The 13,643-nt window shown below is 71.7% G+C and carries 13 protein-coding genes and 2 tRNA genes; 11 read left to right on the top strand and 4 right to left on the bottom strand.

The window, feature by feature from the left end; genetic code table 11:
* On the bottom strand, positions 1-2,897 hold a 2,897-nt coding region (locus ACFPZJ_RS08675), incomplete at its 3' end, for a PAS domain-containing protein (protein WP_381020128.1).
* Positions 2,898-3,277: 380 nt separating this feature from the next.
* Positions 3,278-3,808, bottom strand: a complete 531-nt coding sequence (locus tag ACFPZJ_RS08670) for an SSI family serine proteinase inhibitor (protein WP_381020126.1) — start codon at positions 3,806-3,808, stop codon at positions 3,278-3,280.
* 186 nt (positions 3,809-3,994) lie between these two features.
* Between ACFPZJ_RS08670 and ACFPZJ_RS08665 the strand changes: the two genes are divergently transcribed.
* The 3 genes from ACFPZJ_RS08665 (at position 3,995) to ACFPZJ_RS08655 (ending at position 5,280) form a co-directional block, all read left to right on the top strand.
* Positions 3,995-4,085 (top strand) — tRNA-Ser (locus tag ACFPZJ_RS08665).
* Between the two features lie 195 nt (positions 4,086-4,280).
* Positions 4,281-4,353, top strand: a tRNA-Arg gene (locus ACFPZJ_RS08660).
* A 600-nt stretch (positions 4,354-4,953) separates the two neighbouring features.
* A complete protein-coding gene (locus ACFPZJ_RS08655; RefSeq protein ID WP_381019259.1) occupies positions 4,954-5,280 on the top strand; it encodes a GYD domain-containing protein in 327 nt (108 codons plus the stop codon).
* A gap of 15 nt (positions 5,281-5,295) precedes the next feature.
* Here ACFPZJ_RS08655 and ACFPZJ_RS08650 read toward each other — a convergent pair whose 3' ends face one another.
* Entirely contained in the window at positions 5,296-5,772 is a 477-nt protein-coding gene (locus ACFPZJ_RS08650) for a MarR family winged helix-turn-helix transcriptional regulator (RefSeq protein WP_381019257.1), read from the bottom strand.
* Positions 5,773-5,902: 130 nt separating this feature from the next.
* Here ACFPZJ_RS08650 and ACFPZJ_RS08645 point away from each other — a divergent pair, with 130 nt between their 5' ends.
* The gene (locus ACFPZJ_RS08645) at positions 5,903-6,340 is read left to right on the top strand and encodes an HGxxPAAW family protein (RefSeq protein ID WP_381019255.1); all 438 of its coding nucleotides are present in this window, start codon (positions 5,903-5,905) and stop codon (positions 6,338-6,340) included.
* A 409-nt stretch (positions 6,341-6,749) separates the two neighbouring features.
* Here the strand turns inward: ACFPZJ_RS08645 and ACFPZJ_RS08640 are convergent, their stop codons facing one another.
* Positions 6,750-7,133 carry a hypothetical protein gene (locus tag ACFPZJ_RS08640; RefSeq protein ID WP_381019253.1) on the bottom strand — a complete coding sequence of 128 codons (384 nt, stop codon included), beginning with the start codon at positions 7,131-7,133 and terminating at the stop codon, positions 6,750-6,752.
* 448 nt (positions 7,134-7,581) lie between these two features.
* Between ACFPZJ_RS08640 and ACFPZJ_RS08635 the strand changes: the two genes are divergently transcribed.
* The 7 genes from ACFPZJ_RS08635 to ACFPZJ_RS08605 all read left to right on the top strand — a co-directional run bounded on the left by ACFPZJ_RS08635 (position 7,582) and on the right by ACFPZJ_RS08605 (position 13,641).
* Complete coding sequence (locus tag ACFPZJ_RS08635; RefSeq protein ID WP_381019252.1) at positions 7,582-7,923, top strand: helix-turn-helix domain-containing protein; 342 nt, start codon at positions 7,582-7,584, stop codon at positions 7,921-7,923.
* A gap of 281 nt (positions 7,924-8,204) precedes the next feature.
* The gene (locus ACFPZJ_RS08630; protein WP_381019250.1) at positions 8,205-8,714 is read left to right on the top strand and encodes a transposase; all 510 of its coding nucleotides are present in this window, start codon (positions 8,205-8,207) and stop codon (positions 8,712-8,714) included.
* A gap of 74 nt (positions 8,715-8,788) precedes the next feature.
* Positions 8,789-9,661, top strand: coding sequence for a DUF2797 domain-containing protein (locus tag ACFPZJ_RS08625; protein ID WP_381019248.1), 873 nt, complete (start codon positions 8,789-8,791; stop codon positions 9,659-9,661).
* 173 nt (positions 9,662-9,834) lie between these two features.
* Positions 9,835-10,287, top strand: a complete 453-nt coding sequence (locus ACFPZJ_RS08620) for an antibiotic biosynthesis monooxygenase family protein (RefSeq protein WP_381019247.1) — start codon at positions 9,835-9,837, stop codon at positions 10,285-10,287.
* Entirely contained in the window at positions 10,280-11,170 is an 891-nt protein-coding gene (locus tag ACFPZJ_RS08615; protein ID WP_381019245.1) for an amidohydrolase family protein, read from the top strand. Before ACFPZJ_RS08620 ends, ACFPZJ_RS08615 begins: the two co-directional genes overlap by 8 nt.
* 120 nt (positions 11,171-11,290) lie before the next feature.
* Positions 11,291-12,031, top strand: coding sequence for a response regulator transcription factor (locus tag ACFPZJ_RS08610; protein ID WP_381019243.1), 741 nt, complete (start codon positions 11,291-11,293; stop codon positions 12,029-12,031).
* A complete protein-coding gene (locus ACFPZJ_RS08605) occupies positions 12,028-13,641 on the top strand; it encodes a sensor histidine kinase (protein WP_381019241.1) in 1,614 nt (537 codons plus the stop codon). The genes ACFPZJ_RS08610 and ACFPZJ_RS08605 overlap by 4 nt, the downstream gene beginning before the upstream one ends.
* Positions 13,642-13,643: the final 2 nt, after the last annotated feature.

The following is a 13,643-nucleotide window of genomic DNA, read 5'->3' as shown; positions in this document are numbered from 1 at the left end:
GGTGGGACGGGCGCACCTTGAGCGGGCACCGGAGCCCCGTGCGGGGGCACCGGTGCACCCTGGCCGGACACACCCTGGCCCACCGGCACCTGCCCCGCGCCGGGCACCTGCCCGACGGCCTCCTGCGGGGGCACGCCCTGCCCGGCACCCGCCTGCCCGGGAACACCCTGTGCCTGCACACCCTGTGCCGGCGTCCCGGCCGACTCCGCAGGCTGGGCGGCGGCGCGTCGGCGGCGGCCCGTCGGCATGGTGGTGGGATGCGGCTGCGGCGGGGTGTGGTCGTCGGACTGGTCGTGCGGTACGGCATCGTGCCGACCGGCGTCGGCCGGCGCGTCCGAAGAAACGGCCTGCCCCGCCGGGGCGGTCGTACTCACCTGCTGCCGGGGTCCCTGGTCCGCCTCGGCCGGCGGCAGGGCGAACACCGCACGGGGCGCCGCCTCCTGCGCGGCGGCCCGCTCGTTCGCCGCGGCCAGGGCACGCCGACGGCGCCCGGTCGGCTGGGCCTGCTGAGCCTGCTGCCCCTGACCCTGAGCCGGAGTCAGGGCCTGGGGATGCGCCTGGGCCGCTCCGGCCTCGCCGGAGGGCGCGGGCAGTGCCGGCGGCAAGGCGTGCTGTCCACCGGAGTCGGGTCGGCCGCGCCGCCCGGAGGGCGCGGGTACGCCCTGCGGCGGTACGGTCCCGCCCAGCCCCGTCCCCGAGGCCGCGGCCCCTGCCGCGTGCTCGGCGGCCGTGACGACGGCACCCTCGGCGACCCCCTGGACGGCACTGCCGACAGCACTCCCTGCGGCGCTCGCGACGGCATTCCCGGCGACACCCGCGCCGACGTCCTCGGCAGGCCGCCCGCGCCGCCGCCCGGTGCCGCCGGACACCTGCACACCCTCCCCGGCCGCCTGGGCCGGAAGCGGTGCCGGTTCCCCGGCCGCCCGCCGCCTGCGCCGCCCCGTGGGCGCGGCGACCGCGACCTCCGCACCGGAGCTGCCGGAGTCACCGGAGCCGCTCGCATGCGCGGCGTCCTCGGCGCCCTCGGCCCCGCCCGGGACCTCGCTGTCCAGGAAGGCGTCGACGGACGCGCGCCGCGCTCGGCGCCGCCCACCGCCCGAGGCCTGCTCGGCAGTGACCGCACCGGCCTGCTCAGCGGCCGGATCCGTAGCCGCTTCCCCAGCCGTGTCCACAGCCGTGTCCACAGCCGCTTCCAGAGCCGGTGTCTCGGCCGGGGCACCGGCCGGAACGGCCCCGGCCCCGCCCCCGAGCGGCACTTCCAGCACGTACGCACTGCCGCTCATGCCCGGCACTTCGTGCGTCTGCAGCACACCGCCGTGCGTCCGTACGATCCCGCGCACGATCGGCTCGTGCACCGGGTCTCCCCCGGCGTACGGCCCGCGCACCTCGATGCGGACGACCTCACCGCGCTGCGCCGCCGCGACCACGACGGTGTTGTCCATGTAACCGCCCGCCGACACGGGCGCGTTGCCGGTCGCGTCGACGCCCGCCACGTCCGCGACGAGGTGCGCGAGGGCGGTCGCGAGCAGCCGCGGATCCACCTCGGCCTCGATGGGCGGCGCGTGCACGGCGAACTGCACCCGCCCCGGCCCGATGAGCTCCACGGCCCCGTCGACCCCGGCGGCGACGACCGCGTCGAGCATCACCTTCGTGCGGGAGATCTCCTCGCTGCCCGTGTCGAGCCGCTGGTACCCGAGCACGTTGTCGATGAGCGTCGTGATGCGCGAGTAGCCCGCCGAGAGGTGGTGCAGCACCTGGTTGGCCTCGGGCCACAGCTGCCCGGCGTCGTCCGCGGCGAGCGCGGACAGTTCGCGGCGCAGTTCCTCCAGGGGGCCGCGCAGCGACCGTCCGAGCAGGGTGAGCAGCTGCTCGTGCCGCGCGGCGAGCGCCTCGTACCGGTCCTTCTCCCGCTCCCCGAGCGCGGCGTAGCGCTCCTCGCCCGCCGCGAGCTCCTCGGCGTGCTTCTCGCGCAGTTCCTCCAGCTCGGTGACGTGCTGCTGGCGCAGGGCGGTGAGTTCGGAGGCGTGCTCCTCGGCGAGCCGCTCCAGCTCCTCCGCGTGACGCTTCTGCGCCGCCTCCTTCTCCTGCACGGCGGCGTCGTACGGCCGCCGGTCGGTGAAGGTCATCACCGCGCCGACGAGCTGGTCGCCGTCGCGCACCGGCGCGGTCGTCAGGTCGACCGGCACCTTCTCGCCGCTCTTGGCGAACAGCACCTGCCCGCGCACCCGGTGCTTGCGCCCGGACCGCAGGGTGTCGGCGAGCGGCGACTCGTCGTACGGGAAGGGGGAGCCGTCGGCCCGCGAGTGCAGCACGAGCGTGTGCAGCTCACGCCCGCCGAGATCGCTGGCCCGGTACCCCAGGATCTGAGCGGCAGCCGGATTGACCAGCACGATCCGCCCGTCCGTATCGGTCCCGACCACACCCTCGGAGGCGGCCCGCAGAATCATCTCGGTCTGCCGCTGCGACCGCGCGAGCTCCGCCTCGGTGTCCACGGTCCCGGACAGGTCGCGTACGACGAGCATCAGCAGCTCGTCGCCGGTGTAGCCGTAACCGTCGTAGGCCTGCTGCCCGTTCTCGAGATTCGCGCTCGTGACCTCGACCGGGAACTCGCTGCCGTCGGTGCGCCGGGCGATCATCCGGGTCGGCTTGGTGCGCGCCCGCGGATCGATGTGGTCGGGCCGCCGCATGGACCCGGGAATGAGCTTGGAGTCGAACTGCGGCAGCAGGTCCAGCAGCCCCCGTCCCACGAGCGCCGTGCCGGGCGTCTCGAAGGCCTCCAGGGCGATGGTGTTGGCGTTGACGACGGTCCCGTTGGCATTGACCAGCACCAACGCGTCGGGAAGTGCGTCCAGTATGGCTGCGAGGCGAGCAGCGCCTCGGGATGGCCTGCTGCTCACGAGACGCTTCCTCCCTGTTACCGCACTTTGCTGGCCGCTCGGGCCATCTTGCCAACCGGCCCGCAGCGTGTCACGCGAGGGAGTCTAAGGGCTGGCATTGCGCTCGCGACGCCGGATGAGAGGGAGCTCGCACGACGAAGTGACCCTCAAGTGACGATCACGCGAAGCGAACCGCCCGACCACCGCCCGTCACCCCACCCCCCACCGACGGCCTGCCTGCACCGACACCCCAGGACCTTCGCGGGACCTTTACGACCCCGTGCCGCGCCGCCCCCTCCGGGACGCTCCCGTAGGACGTTTTTACGGACGTACAGGCCCACGGCGTACGAACCCACGGCTTACCGGCCCGCTCACGGGCTTCCTCACGGGATTCACGGAGGTCAGGCGCGCTCCGCGGGCCCCAGGTCGGGCAGCAGGGGGACGAGCCGGTCCCAGCGGGAGATCTCGCAGCCGTCGCCGCGCGCGTACGTCGCGTCGACGGGCCGTCCGGCCCAGGTGCCGGTGACGTGCGCGGTGGCCGGCCCGCCGTACTGCATGGTGCACACACTGCCCTCGGGCACGGGCGCGAAGGCGTCCTTCCCCCACCGCGTGCTCCGGTCGACGGCGGCACACGCACCGCCCGGGTCCGGGTGGCTCCCCCCGCGGGGGTGGCAGTACAGCTCGTACGTGCCGTCCGTCCCGTCCCCCGCGTTCCGCACGGTCACGGTGAGGTGGTCCCGGTGGCCCGGTCCCTCCTCGGGGACCGGCGGCGGCAGGGCGCCGCTGACGGGCAGGGCGTACGCGGCCGGCGACGCCGTGGACAGCGAGGCGACGGCGGCGGCGCAGGCGGCGGCACCGACGACGAGCCGCCGCAGGGCGGGCCGGGCGACGGGCCGGTGGACGGAGGGCGAGGCGGGCCGGGGGCCGCCCATACGGTTGACGTGCGACATGCCCTGACTAACGCGGCACCCTCCCGGACGTTGCGCGCCCGCCGGGAAGGGCTTTGCCCTGCGGCCTTCCGTCCTAGTACCGTGGGGGGCGATTGGTGACACCGCGCTCGACTGTGTCATCATCGGCACGCACCACCCACTCGCACTCGCGCGCGGGAGGCTGTGTCTGGAGGCGTCGCCTAGTCCGGTCTATGGCGCCGCACTGCTAATGCGGTTTGGGCCTTAAAGCCCATCGAGGGTTCAAATCCCTCCGCCTCCGCACCTGATCACGAAGCCCCGGCCCACCCGGCCGGGGCTTCGCTGTCGTCAGGGCGCTGTTCCGGCCAAAGTGACGTTTCCGCAGGTCACAAGGGGTACGCCAAACGGATTTCACATGGCGGCGGCAGTCATGTAATGTTCTTCCTGTCGCCGCGAGCGGGCCGGAAGGGCCGGGAGCGGCGAAAAAACAGAACAAGCACTCGTAGCTTAACGGATAGAGCATCTGACTACGGATCAGAAGGTTGCAGGTTCGAATCCTGCCGAGTGCGCACAGGTCAGAGGCCCTGCCGGAGAATCCGGCAGGGCCTCTGACATCAACCGGTGACATCAACGCCTACGTTGGCCGTGCGGACGACGTCATGAAGGCACCCGCCTACAAGATCTCCTCTTCGAGATCGTCGCCCCGAGCGTATGGTCGATCTGGTCCGCAGCCGCGCGCAGCGTCGTCCCCGCATCCCGTGGATGAGGCTTCTCGTCAGGCCGGGCGGCTTCGTGCACTTTCCTCAAGTTCTCCTCTGGCAATTTGGTTGTCGTGTACATGGCAACCCGATAGGCATCGGCACTGGCAGCGCGCAGTGTTCACACCAGCGAGCACCGGCCCGAAGACCAGGGTCCCGTGTGATCAGTCGTCGGTCCGGCTGAGGATCCACGGGAGCCGGCCGGTCCGCCTCGACGTGGACCCCGTCAACGGGGCGACCGGCGTGATCGCCTGGCAGATCGACGCCACCTGACCTGACCGTCGGACCACTGAGGGCACTCACGTCGCTGATGCCAGGTCGTCGTCGCCGCCGTTCGGGCGATACGCGGGCGCACTCCGGCGGGTGCCCGCCTCGCTGGGGCATCCCTTGGAGGAACGAGAGGGAGACACCATGCCGCTCTATCTGTCGAGGTTCAGCTACACGCCGGAGACCTGGGCGAGGCTGATCAGCCACCCCGAGGACCGGGCGAAGGCCGCTCAGGCGTACATCGAGTCCGTCGGCGGGAAGCTGCACGGCTTCTGGTACGCCTTCGGCACTCACGACGGCTACAACCTGTGGGAGGCCCCGGACAACGTGTCCATGGCCTCGGTCGCACTGGCGATCACCGGAGGCGGGGCGCTCAGCTCGTACGAGACGACTGTTCTCCTGACCATCGACGAGACCCTGGACGCGCTGCGTCAGGCCGGGGGGATCAAGTACCGGGCTCCCGGCGCGTAGACGCGGCCCGCCGGGTCAGTCGGTCCGGCAGTGCTCCTCCAGGTGCGCCGCCGCCAGGGTGCTCGCACGGGAGAACCAGTCGTGGAGGACCGCGATCTCCTCGGGGGAGTAGTCGGCGAAGAGGGCCGTGAGGCGGGCGTAGTACGGCTCGTAGACCTCGCGGATTCGGGCCACCGCTGCCGGTTCTGCGGCCACGCGCACGCGGCGGCGGTCCGCGGGGTCGGGGCGGCGGGTGATGTAGCCGGCGCGTTCCAGGCGGTTGAGGATGCCGGTCACCGCGCCCGTCGTGACGTGGGCCCGTGCCGCCAGGTCGCCCGCGGTCAGCAGGTTCTCGCCGGCCTCCAGGACGAAGGCGAAGCAGGTGAGGTCGGTGACGTTCAGGCCCACCTGCTGGGCGATCTCGTGCTGGCCGACGAGGTGGGTGGCGATGAGGTGGTCCATGGCCGACAGCGCCTGCTCGGGGGTGGCGGGCGGACGCGGCGTGGCTGGCATGGTTCGCAATTTCCTTAGTTTGTGAGAGGTTTTTGAGTTAAATTACTTAGGGCGTAAGGGGATTGGGGCCCTCGCCTGGTGATCCAGTTGCTGATCAGGCGCGTCGGCTGCGGCGCGGGGAGGCGGACACGTGAGCGCACATCAGTATGACCACGGGCACACGGTCGCGGGGTGGACCGGATTCGGGATCGCCTCCGTGGGGGCGGTGCTGCTGGGGGCGGGGGTGTGCCTGGTCTCCGTTCCACTGCTGGCCTGCGGGTTCGCGGTGGGAGCGGTGAGCCTGCTCGTCACCTGGCTGCTGCATCTGGCCGGCTGGGGCAAGGGGCCCGGGCCGCGGCCCAGGGAGCAGTGGGGGTGGCGGGTGCGGGACACCGGTGCGCGGGGCGGGCATGCCGGGTGTCTGGGGTGCCGCCTGGCGGGGCGGGGGCGGTCCGTCGAGGTGGTGGTGGCGGTACCGGCTCCGGGCGGGCCGGTGTCCGCGCGGGGCGGGTCGGCGTCGGTGGGGGGCGGTTCGGTGTCCGCGCCGGGCGAGCAGCCGCCCGTCGCTGCCGCCGACGCCGGGGTGTGAACAGCCCATCCGGTCCTGTCCTGCCCGGTCCCGTCCTGTCCCGCCCGTGCCGTCCTGTCCGTGTTCCTGTCCGTGCGGTCCCGGCTGACCGTCCGGCGAGGCGGCGTACTCCACCCGAGCCAGCCAGCTCCCGGTCCCCGCGCCCGACGACGGTCAGGTGTCCGGACGACCGTCGGGTGCCCGGACGACGGTCAGGTGCCCGACGATCGCCCGTGTCCGACGCCCGCCCCCGTCCGACGACCGCCGCTACCTGACTAGTGCCACGTCAGGGAACGTTTGCCTGGTAGGAGAGCCATGGCGCGGCCGGATGCAAGGCGCCGATCTCACTCGCATCGGGTTGTAAGTGCGTGATGCGGCGACGCGCTCGATGGCCGTGCCAGGGCGTCGAGCGTGGCGAACCACCCCTCAGCTAGCTGGGGAGCTCCCAGACGGTCACTTTGAGCCGGAGCGTGCCCAGGCCGGAGGGTGAGTCGATCACGCGGATGTAGGCCGTTCGTCCTTCTGTTGTCTTGACGCAGAAACCGTCGCCTTGCTCGAGGGTGCCGCCGCTGGACGTCGCGTTCTCTGCGAGGTGAGTCCGGCATTCCTCCTCGCTCGGGTCGGTTCCGCCCGATGGCAGCGGCGCGATTGTTTTGCTCCCCCCGTACGTCCCAAAGCTGATGCCGTCCTGATAAACAGCGCGGGTGAAAGAGAAATCGGTTCCTTTGGTCTTCGCTTCCAGGATCAAAGGCGGATTCGAGTCTAAGTCCGGCTCGAAGCTTTCGATTACATCTTGCCCGTCGTGAAATTCCATCCCGACCTCGTCCGGTCCGAACCGTACGGGTACGGGATTTGGTGGGGCGGTGCCATGGCTATCCTGCGCGGTCGGCGTTGCCGAACGTGTCCCGCCGGTTGGGACCGACGCTGCTGGGGAGTTCTGGTCTGCCGATGGTGACGAGGGCGAGGGCTGGCTGACGAGCTCCGTCACGAGGGTGCCCAGGAGCGGAACGGCGATGCCGACGACCCACCACGCCCACCTCGGCTGGCGCGGTTCTTGCGTATCAGTGCTCCCGGGTTCTCCCGTATCGGCAGCGGGTGTCGACGGCCCGGTGGAATCGGTACTCACTACATGCCCCCGTGATGACGTCACGCCATGACTATCCGTCATTCTACTTTGTGGCAGGCAACATTGGTGCTGTCGTGATGTGATGTGCCGTCCCAAAACATTGGTCCGCGTGGTGCGTGATCGGCACCCTGTTCGGATGGCAGAACGAGTACGCGTCCGTGAGATCGATGACGACGAGGGCCGGCGCCTCCTGCGGATCATCCGCCGTGGCGCCGGGTCGGTGGTGACCTGGCGGCGGGCGCAGATGGTGCTGCTGTCCGCGCAGGGCATGGATGTGGTGAAGATCGCCGGGGTGACCTTTACCAATGCGGACAGGGTCCGGGACGTGATCCACGACTGCAACGCCGACGGCTTCGAGGCGCTCTACCCGAAGTACAAAGGCGGTCGGCCGAGGACGTTCACGCTGCCCGAGCGGCGCGAGATCAAGAAGATCGCCAAGTCGAAGCCGGCCGAACACGGCCTGCCCTTCTCGCCCTGAAGCCTGGCCAAGCTGGCCGACTTCCTGGTCGCCGAGGGGGTGGTCGACGACATCAGCCACGAGGGTTTTCGGGTCCTGCTCCGCGAGGAGGGCGTCTCGCTTCCACGCATAAAGACCTCGAAGACCTCCCGCGATCCCGACTTCGCTGCCAAGAAGGCCCGCGTCGAACACCTCTACGCGATCGCCGACGGCGAGGTCATACCCGAGGACGGCGAGCCCGACGTCGTGTTCTGCCTGGACGAGTTCGGGCCGCTCAACCTCCAGCCCCACCCGGGGCGGCAGTGGGCCGAGCGCGGCGGCAAGCACAAGGACCCCGACCGGGAGCCCCGGTCCCGCCGACGGGCGACCTGCACCCGCCCGCACGGGGTCCGGCACCTGTTCGCACGGGGTCCGGCACCTGTTCGCCGCCTGCGACCTGGGCGAGGACAAGCTTCTACGGCCACATCAAGCCGAAGAAGAACCGGACGAGGCTCCTGGAGTTCTGCCGCTACCTGCGCAGCCTGTACCCGCCGGAGATCCGCATCACGATCGTGCTCGACAACTTCTCCCCTCACCTGACCACGAAGAAGGACTCCCGGGTCGGCGACTGGGCCGCAGCCAACAACGTCGAGCTCGCCTACATGCCGACCAACAGCTCCTGGCTGAACCGCATCGAGGCCCAGTTCACCGCCCTGCGCTACTTCGTGCTGGACGGCACCGACCACGCCAGCCACAAGGAGCAGGGCAGCATGATCGCCGCTACATCATCTGGCGGAACAAGCACGCTGCCGATGAACGGCTACGCGAGGTAGTCGACAGGGCGAACGTTGTCTGATGCGGCACTAGCAACAGCGATGTCAGTGCCGGCCCCTACTCTCGAACAGAGATGACACAGGCGTGGAAGTGCTCGGGGCTGCGATGGTCCTCGGACGGCCCGGTGCTGGCGTGGGACGGTGGGCGGCGCAGTGCGCTGACCTGGGGGAAACGCGTGGCGTTCAGGGTCGCGGACGGGGGTGTGCGGACGTGTGCGGGGGCGCGGGGGCATTCGTGTCCGGTACGGGCGGGCGTGCCGGGGCGGAGTACGGGGGCGCGGTGCGAGGAGTGTGCGCGGCTGGACCGGGCGCACTCCGTGGCGGCCGACACGATCGCGGACGATCCGCGGCCGTACCACGTGTACCTGGCGTGGTTCGGGCCCGGGATGGCCAAGGTCGGGATCACCGCGGTCGAGCGGGGCACGGCCCGGCTGCTGGAACAGGGAGCGGTCTGTTTCAGCTGGTTGGGGGCCGGGCCGCTGATGGCTGCGCGGCGGGCCGAGGAACTGCTGCGTGCCGCGCTGCGGGTGCCCGACCGCATTCCGTACGGGGAGAAGCGGGCGGTGCGGTCCGCGCTGCCTCCGGAGGAGGCCGGGCGCGCGGCCGAGATCGCGGAGCTGCACGCGCGGGCGGTGGCGCTCGGCGGGTGGCCGGAGGCGCTCGCGCCCCGGCCGTTCCAGGCGGTGGATCACGTGCGGGCGTTCGGGCTCGCGGGTCTGCCGGCCGCCGTCGGTGAGGTGACCGAGCTGGTCGCCGGCGGTGCGGTGAGCGGTGAGCTGGTGGCCGCCGCCGGGCCGGACCTGCATCTGGTGACGGAGCGGGGGGTCGTCGTGCTCGACACACGGTTGATGAGGGGGTGGGAGCTGGTCCCGGTGGGGGAGGTGGAATGCACCGTTCCTGTAAGGGCGTTCAGATCTGTCGCGGCAGTGCAGGACGGGTTGTTCTGACGTCCACCGCTGGGCTGGGGGGGGCAGGAAACGGTTCCCTGAAGAATCGCTGTCGGTAGATCCTCAGCGCTCCCTTTCGGCAGAGCCTCCTGGATCCCTTTTGGCAGAGCCTCCTGGATCCCTTTCGGCAAAGATGTGGACCCGGCACCCCACCAGAGCCGATCGTGGGTGACATGAGCGATCACCGTATGGCGCCTGTCGATGCCCGTGCTTCGGCGGAGCCCGTTCCGGTCCGGCCCGTCCCCGCCCACGAACCCCCGTACTACGCCGTCGTCTTCACCTCCGTCCGAACGGACGACGACTCCGGGTACGGCGAGACCGCCGAGCGCATGGAGGACCTGGTCCGGGGGATACCCGGGTTCCTCGGGATGGACCACGCCCGGACCCCGGGCGGGCTGTCGGTCACCGTCGGCTACTTCCGGGACGCCGCCGCCATCGAGCAGTGGCGGAGCGACGCCGAGCACCGCACGGCGCAGAAGAGGGGGCGCGAGCAGTGGTACGAGAGGTACACCGTGCACGTCGCCAGGGTCGAGCGCAGCCACGACTATGAGCACGCCAACGGCTACGAGGACGCCAACAGCCGCGTGGACGGGAACGGCAGCCGCCGCGAGCCGGGCGATGGCTGACGCGCCCGGGCACGAGGCGGCCGAGGTCCGGCGGTTCTCGCGCCGGCTCGGCCTGCCGGGCCTCGTCGACGTCCACACCCATTTCATGCCCGAGCGCGTCCTGCGCAAGGTCTGGGACTACTTCGACGCGCTCGGGCCACTGACGGGCGGCATCGAGTGGCCGATCACCTACCGGCGGGAGGAGGCCGAACGGGCCGCGCTGCTGGAGGAGTTCGGAGTACGGGCCTTCACCGCCCTGCTCTACCCGCACAAGCCGGCCATGGCCCGGTGGCTGAACGGCTGGGCGGCCCAGTTCGCCCGCCGCGCGCCCGGGTGCCTGCACACCGCGACCCTCTTCCCGGAGCCGGGCGTCGAGGCGTACGTCCGGGAGGCGGTCGAGGCGGGGGCGCGGGTCTTCAAGGCGCATGTGCAGGTGGGGGCGTACGACCCGGCCGACGAGCTCCTCGACGGCGTCTGGGGACTGCTCGCCGAGGCCGGTGTCCCGGTGGTGATCCACTGCGGCTCCGGGCCCGCCCCCGGCAAGCACACCGGGCCCGAGCCGATCGCCCGCGTGCTGGCCCGGCACCCCCGGCTGCGGCTGGTCGTCGCACATATGGGCATGCCCGAGTACGAGGACTTCCTGGACCTCGCCGAGCGGTACGGCGAGGTGCGGCTGGACACGACGATGGCGTTCACCGACTTCAGCGAGCGACTCGCGCCGTTCCCGAGGCGGGCCCTGCCGCGGCTGGCCGGGCTCGGGGACCGGATCCTGCTCGGCTCGGACTTCCCCAACATCCCCTACCCGTACGTGCACCAGCTGCGCGCCCTGGAGCGGCTGGGTCTCGGTGAGCCGTGGCTGCGGGCGGTGTGCCACGACAACGCGGCGCGGCTGTTCGGGCTGTGAGGGCCCGCTCCGCCTGCCGTCCGGCACTCAGGAGGTTCCTGAGAGGCGCCTGTGCGTTTCTCAGAGAAATCACAGGTCGCCGAAAGGCCGCTCTCAGAGCGCCCCGACATCGTGTGCGGTATGACCACGACCTCGCCCCAGGGGCGCACCGAACTGCTGAGGCCGGACGGGAGCCCCGTCCGCGTGCTTGTGGTGGACGACGAGCTGTCGATCACCGAACTGCTGTCCATGGCCCTGCGCTACGAGGGGTGGCAGATCCGCAGCGCGGGGGACGGCCAGGGCGCCGTCCAGACCGCGCGGGAGTTCCGGCCCGACGCCGTCGTGCTGGACATGATGCTGCCGGACATGGACGGGCTGAGCGTGCTCGGGCGGCTGCGCCGCGAGCTGCCGGACGTGCCCGTGCTCTTCCTGACCGCGAAGGACGCCGTCGAGGACCGGATCGCCGGACTGACGGCCGGTGGTGACGACTACGTCACCAAGCCGTTCAGCCTGGAGGAGGTCGTCGCGCGGCTGCGCGGGCTGATCCGGCGCTCCGGAGCCGCCGACCGGCGCTCCGAGTCCCTGCTGGTCGTCGGGGACCTCACCCTCGACGAGGACAGCCACGAGGTGACCCGGGGCGGGGACTCCATCCACCTCACCGCCACCGAGTTCGAGCTGTTGCGCTTCCTGATGCGCAACCCGCGGCGCGTGCTCAGCAAGGCCCAGATCCTGGACCGGGTGTGGTCGTACGACTTCGGCGGCCAGGCCAACGTCGTCGAGCTCTACATCTCGTACCTGCGGCGGAAGATCGACGTCGGACGCGAGCCGATGATCCACACCCGGCGCGGGGCCGGCTACATGATCAAGCCCGCCGCCTCATGAGCGGCCGGCGACGGCCGCGGACGCAGCGGGAGGCAGGCGGGCAGCGAACGGCGGGCGGACAGCCGCGAGCGGGCAAGCCGCGCACCCTGCGGACGCGGCTCGTCGTCGCGTCCGTGGTGCTGATCGCCGTGGTGTGCGCAGTGATCGGCACGGTGACGACCCTCGCGCTGCGGTCCCACCTGTACGAGCAGCTGGACGGGCAGGTCGACGACGCCGGCAAGCGGCTGTCGGGGCCCATGAAGCCCGGCCGCGGAGACGACTTCGAGGTGGTGGACAGGCTCACGGGCTTCGTCGAGGGGCCGGCGCAGCCCGGCACCGTCGCCGCCGAGGTGGGCGTGGGCGGCACGGTCACCCGGGCGTTCCTCGCCAAGGACTCCGCCGAGGGCGGCCCCTATCAGCGCAACTCGGCCGTCGTCCTCAGCGACGAGCAGAAGGCCGCCCTGGCCGAGGTGCCCACCACGGGCACCCACACCGTCGACCTTCCCGGGCTCGGCGAGTACCGCGTGCAGTACGTCCCCGCAGCCGACGGTGACAGGTACTACGTCGCCCTGCCCACCGAGTCGGTCACCACCACCATCAACACCCTCGTCCTGGTCGAGGTGAGCGTCACCGGCGCCGGTCTGGTCGCCGCGGCCATCGCGGGCTCCGTCCTCATCGGCGTGGCCACCCGCCCCCTGCGCAGGGTCGCCGCCACCGCCACCCGCGTCTCCGAACTGCCCCTGCACAGCGGCGAGGTGAACCTCAGCGAGCGCGTCCCCGAGTCCGAGTGCGACCCGCACACCGAGGTCGGCCAGGTCGGCGCCGCGCTGAACCGGATGCTCGACCACATCCACGGCGCCCTGCACGCCCGCCAGCAGAGCGAGACGCGGGTACGGCAGTTCGTCGCGGACGCCAGCCACGAGCTGCGCACGCCCCTCGCCTCCATCCGCGGGTACGCCGAACTCACCCGGCGGGGACGGGAGGAGGTGGGGCCCGACACCCGGCACGCCCTCGGCCGGATCGAGTCCGAGGCCGGGCGCATGACGCTCCTCGTGGAGGACCTCCTGCTGCTCGCCCGCCTCGACGCAGGCCGTCCGCTCCAGTTCGAGCGGACGGACCTCGTCCCGCTCGTCGTGGACACCGTCAGCGACGCCCGGGCGGCCGGCCAGGACCATGTGTGGCGCCTGGAGCTGCCCGACGAGCCCGCGCCGGTGTCCGCGGACGCAGCCCGGCTCCAGCAGGTCCTCGTCAACCTGCTCGGCAACGCCCGCGCCCACACCCCGCCCGGTACGACCGTCACCGCCCGCGTGCGGAGGGACGGCCCGTGGCTGTGCGTGGACGTCGAGGACAACGGGCAGGGCATCCCGCCCGAGCTGCTCCCGCACGTCTTCGAGCGGTTCGCGCGCGGCGACTCGGCGCGCTCCCGCGCCACCGGCTCCACCGGGCTGGGCCTGGCCATCGTGCAGGCCGTGGCGACCGCGCACGGCGGCGCCGTGACCGTCGACAGCGTGCCCGGGCGGACCGTGTTCACGGTGCACCTGCCCGCGCCCCAACCGCAGCCCGACGTGAACGGGCGGCAGCACTCACAGGTACGCCACAGCGCCACCACATGGGCGCAACAGGGCGCCTGACG

It is taken from the genome of Streptomyces bullii, assembly GCF_042657145.1.
GTDB classification, from domain to species: Bacteria; Actinomycetota; Actinomycetes; order Streptomycetales; family Streptomycetaceae; genus Streptomyces; species Streptomyces bullii.
Note: the sequence above shows the minus strand (reverse complement) of the source record. Positions and strands in the feature narration are given on the sequence as shown.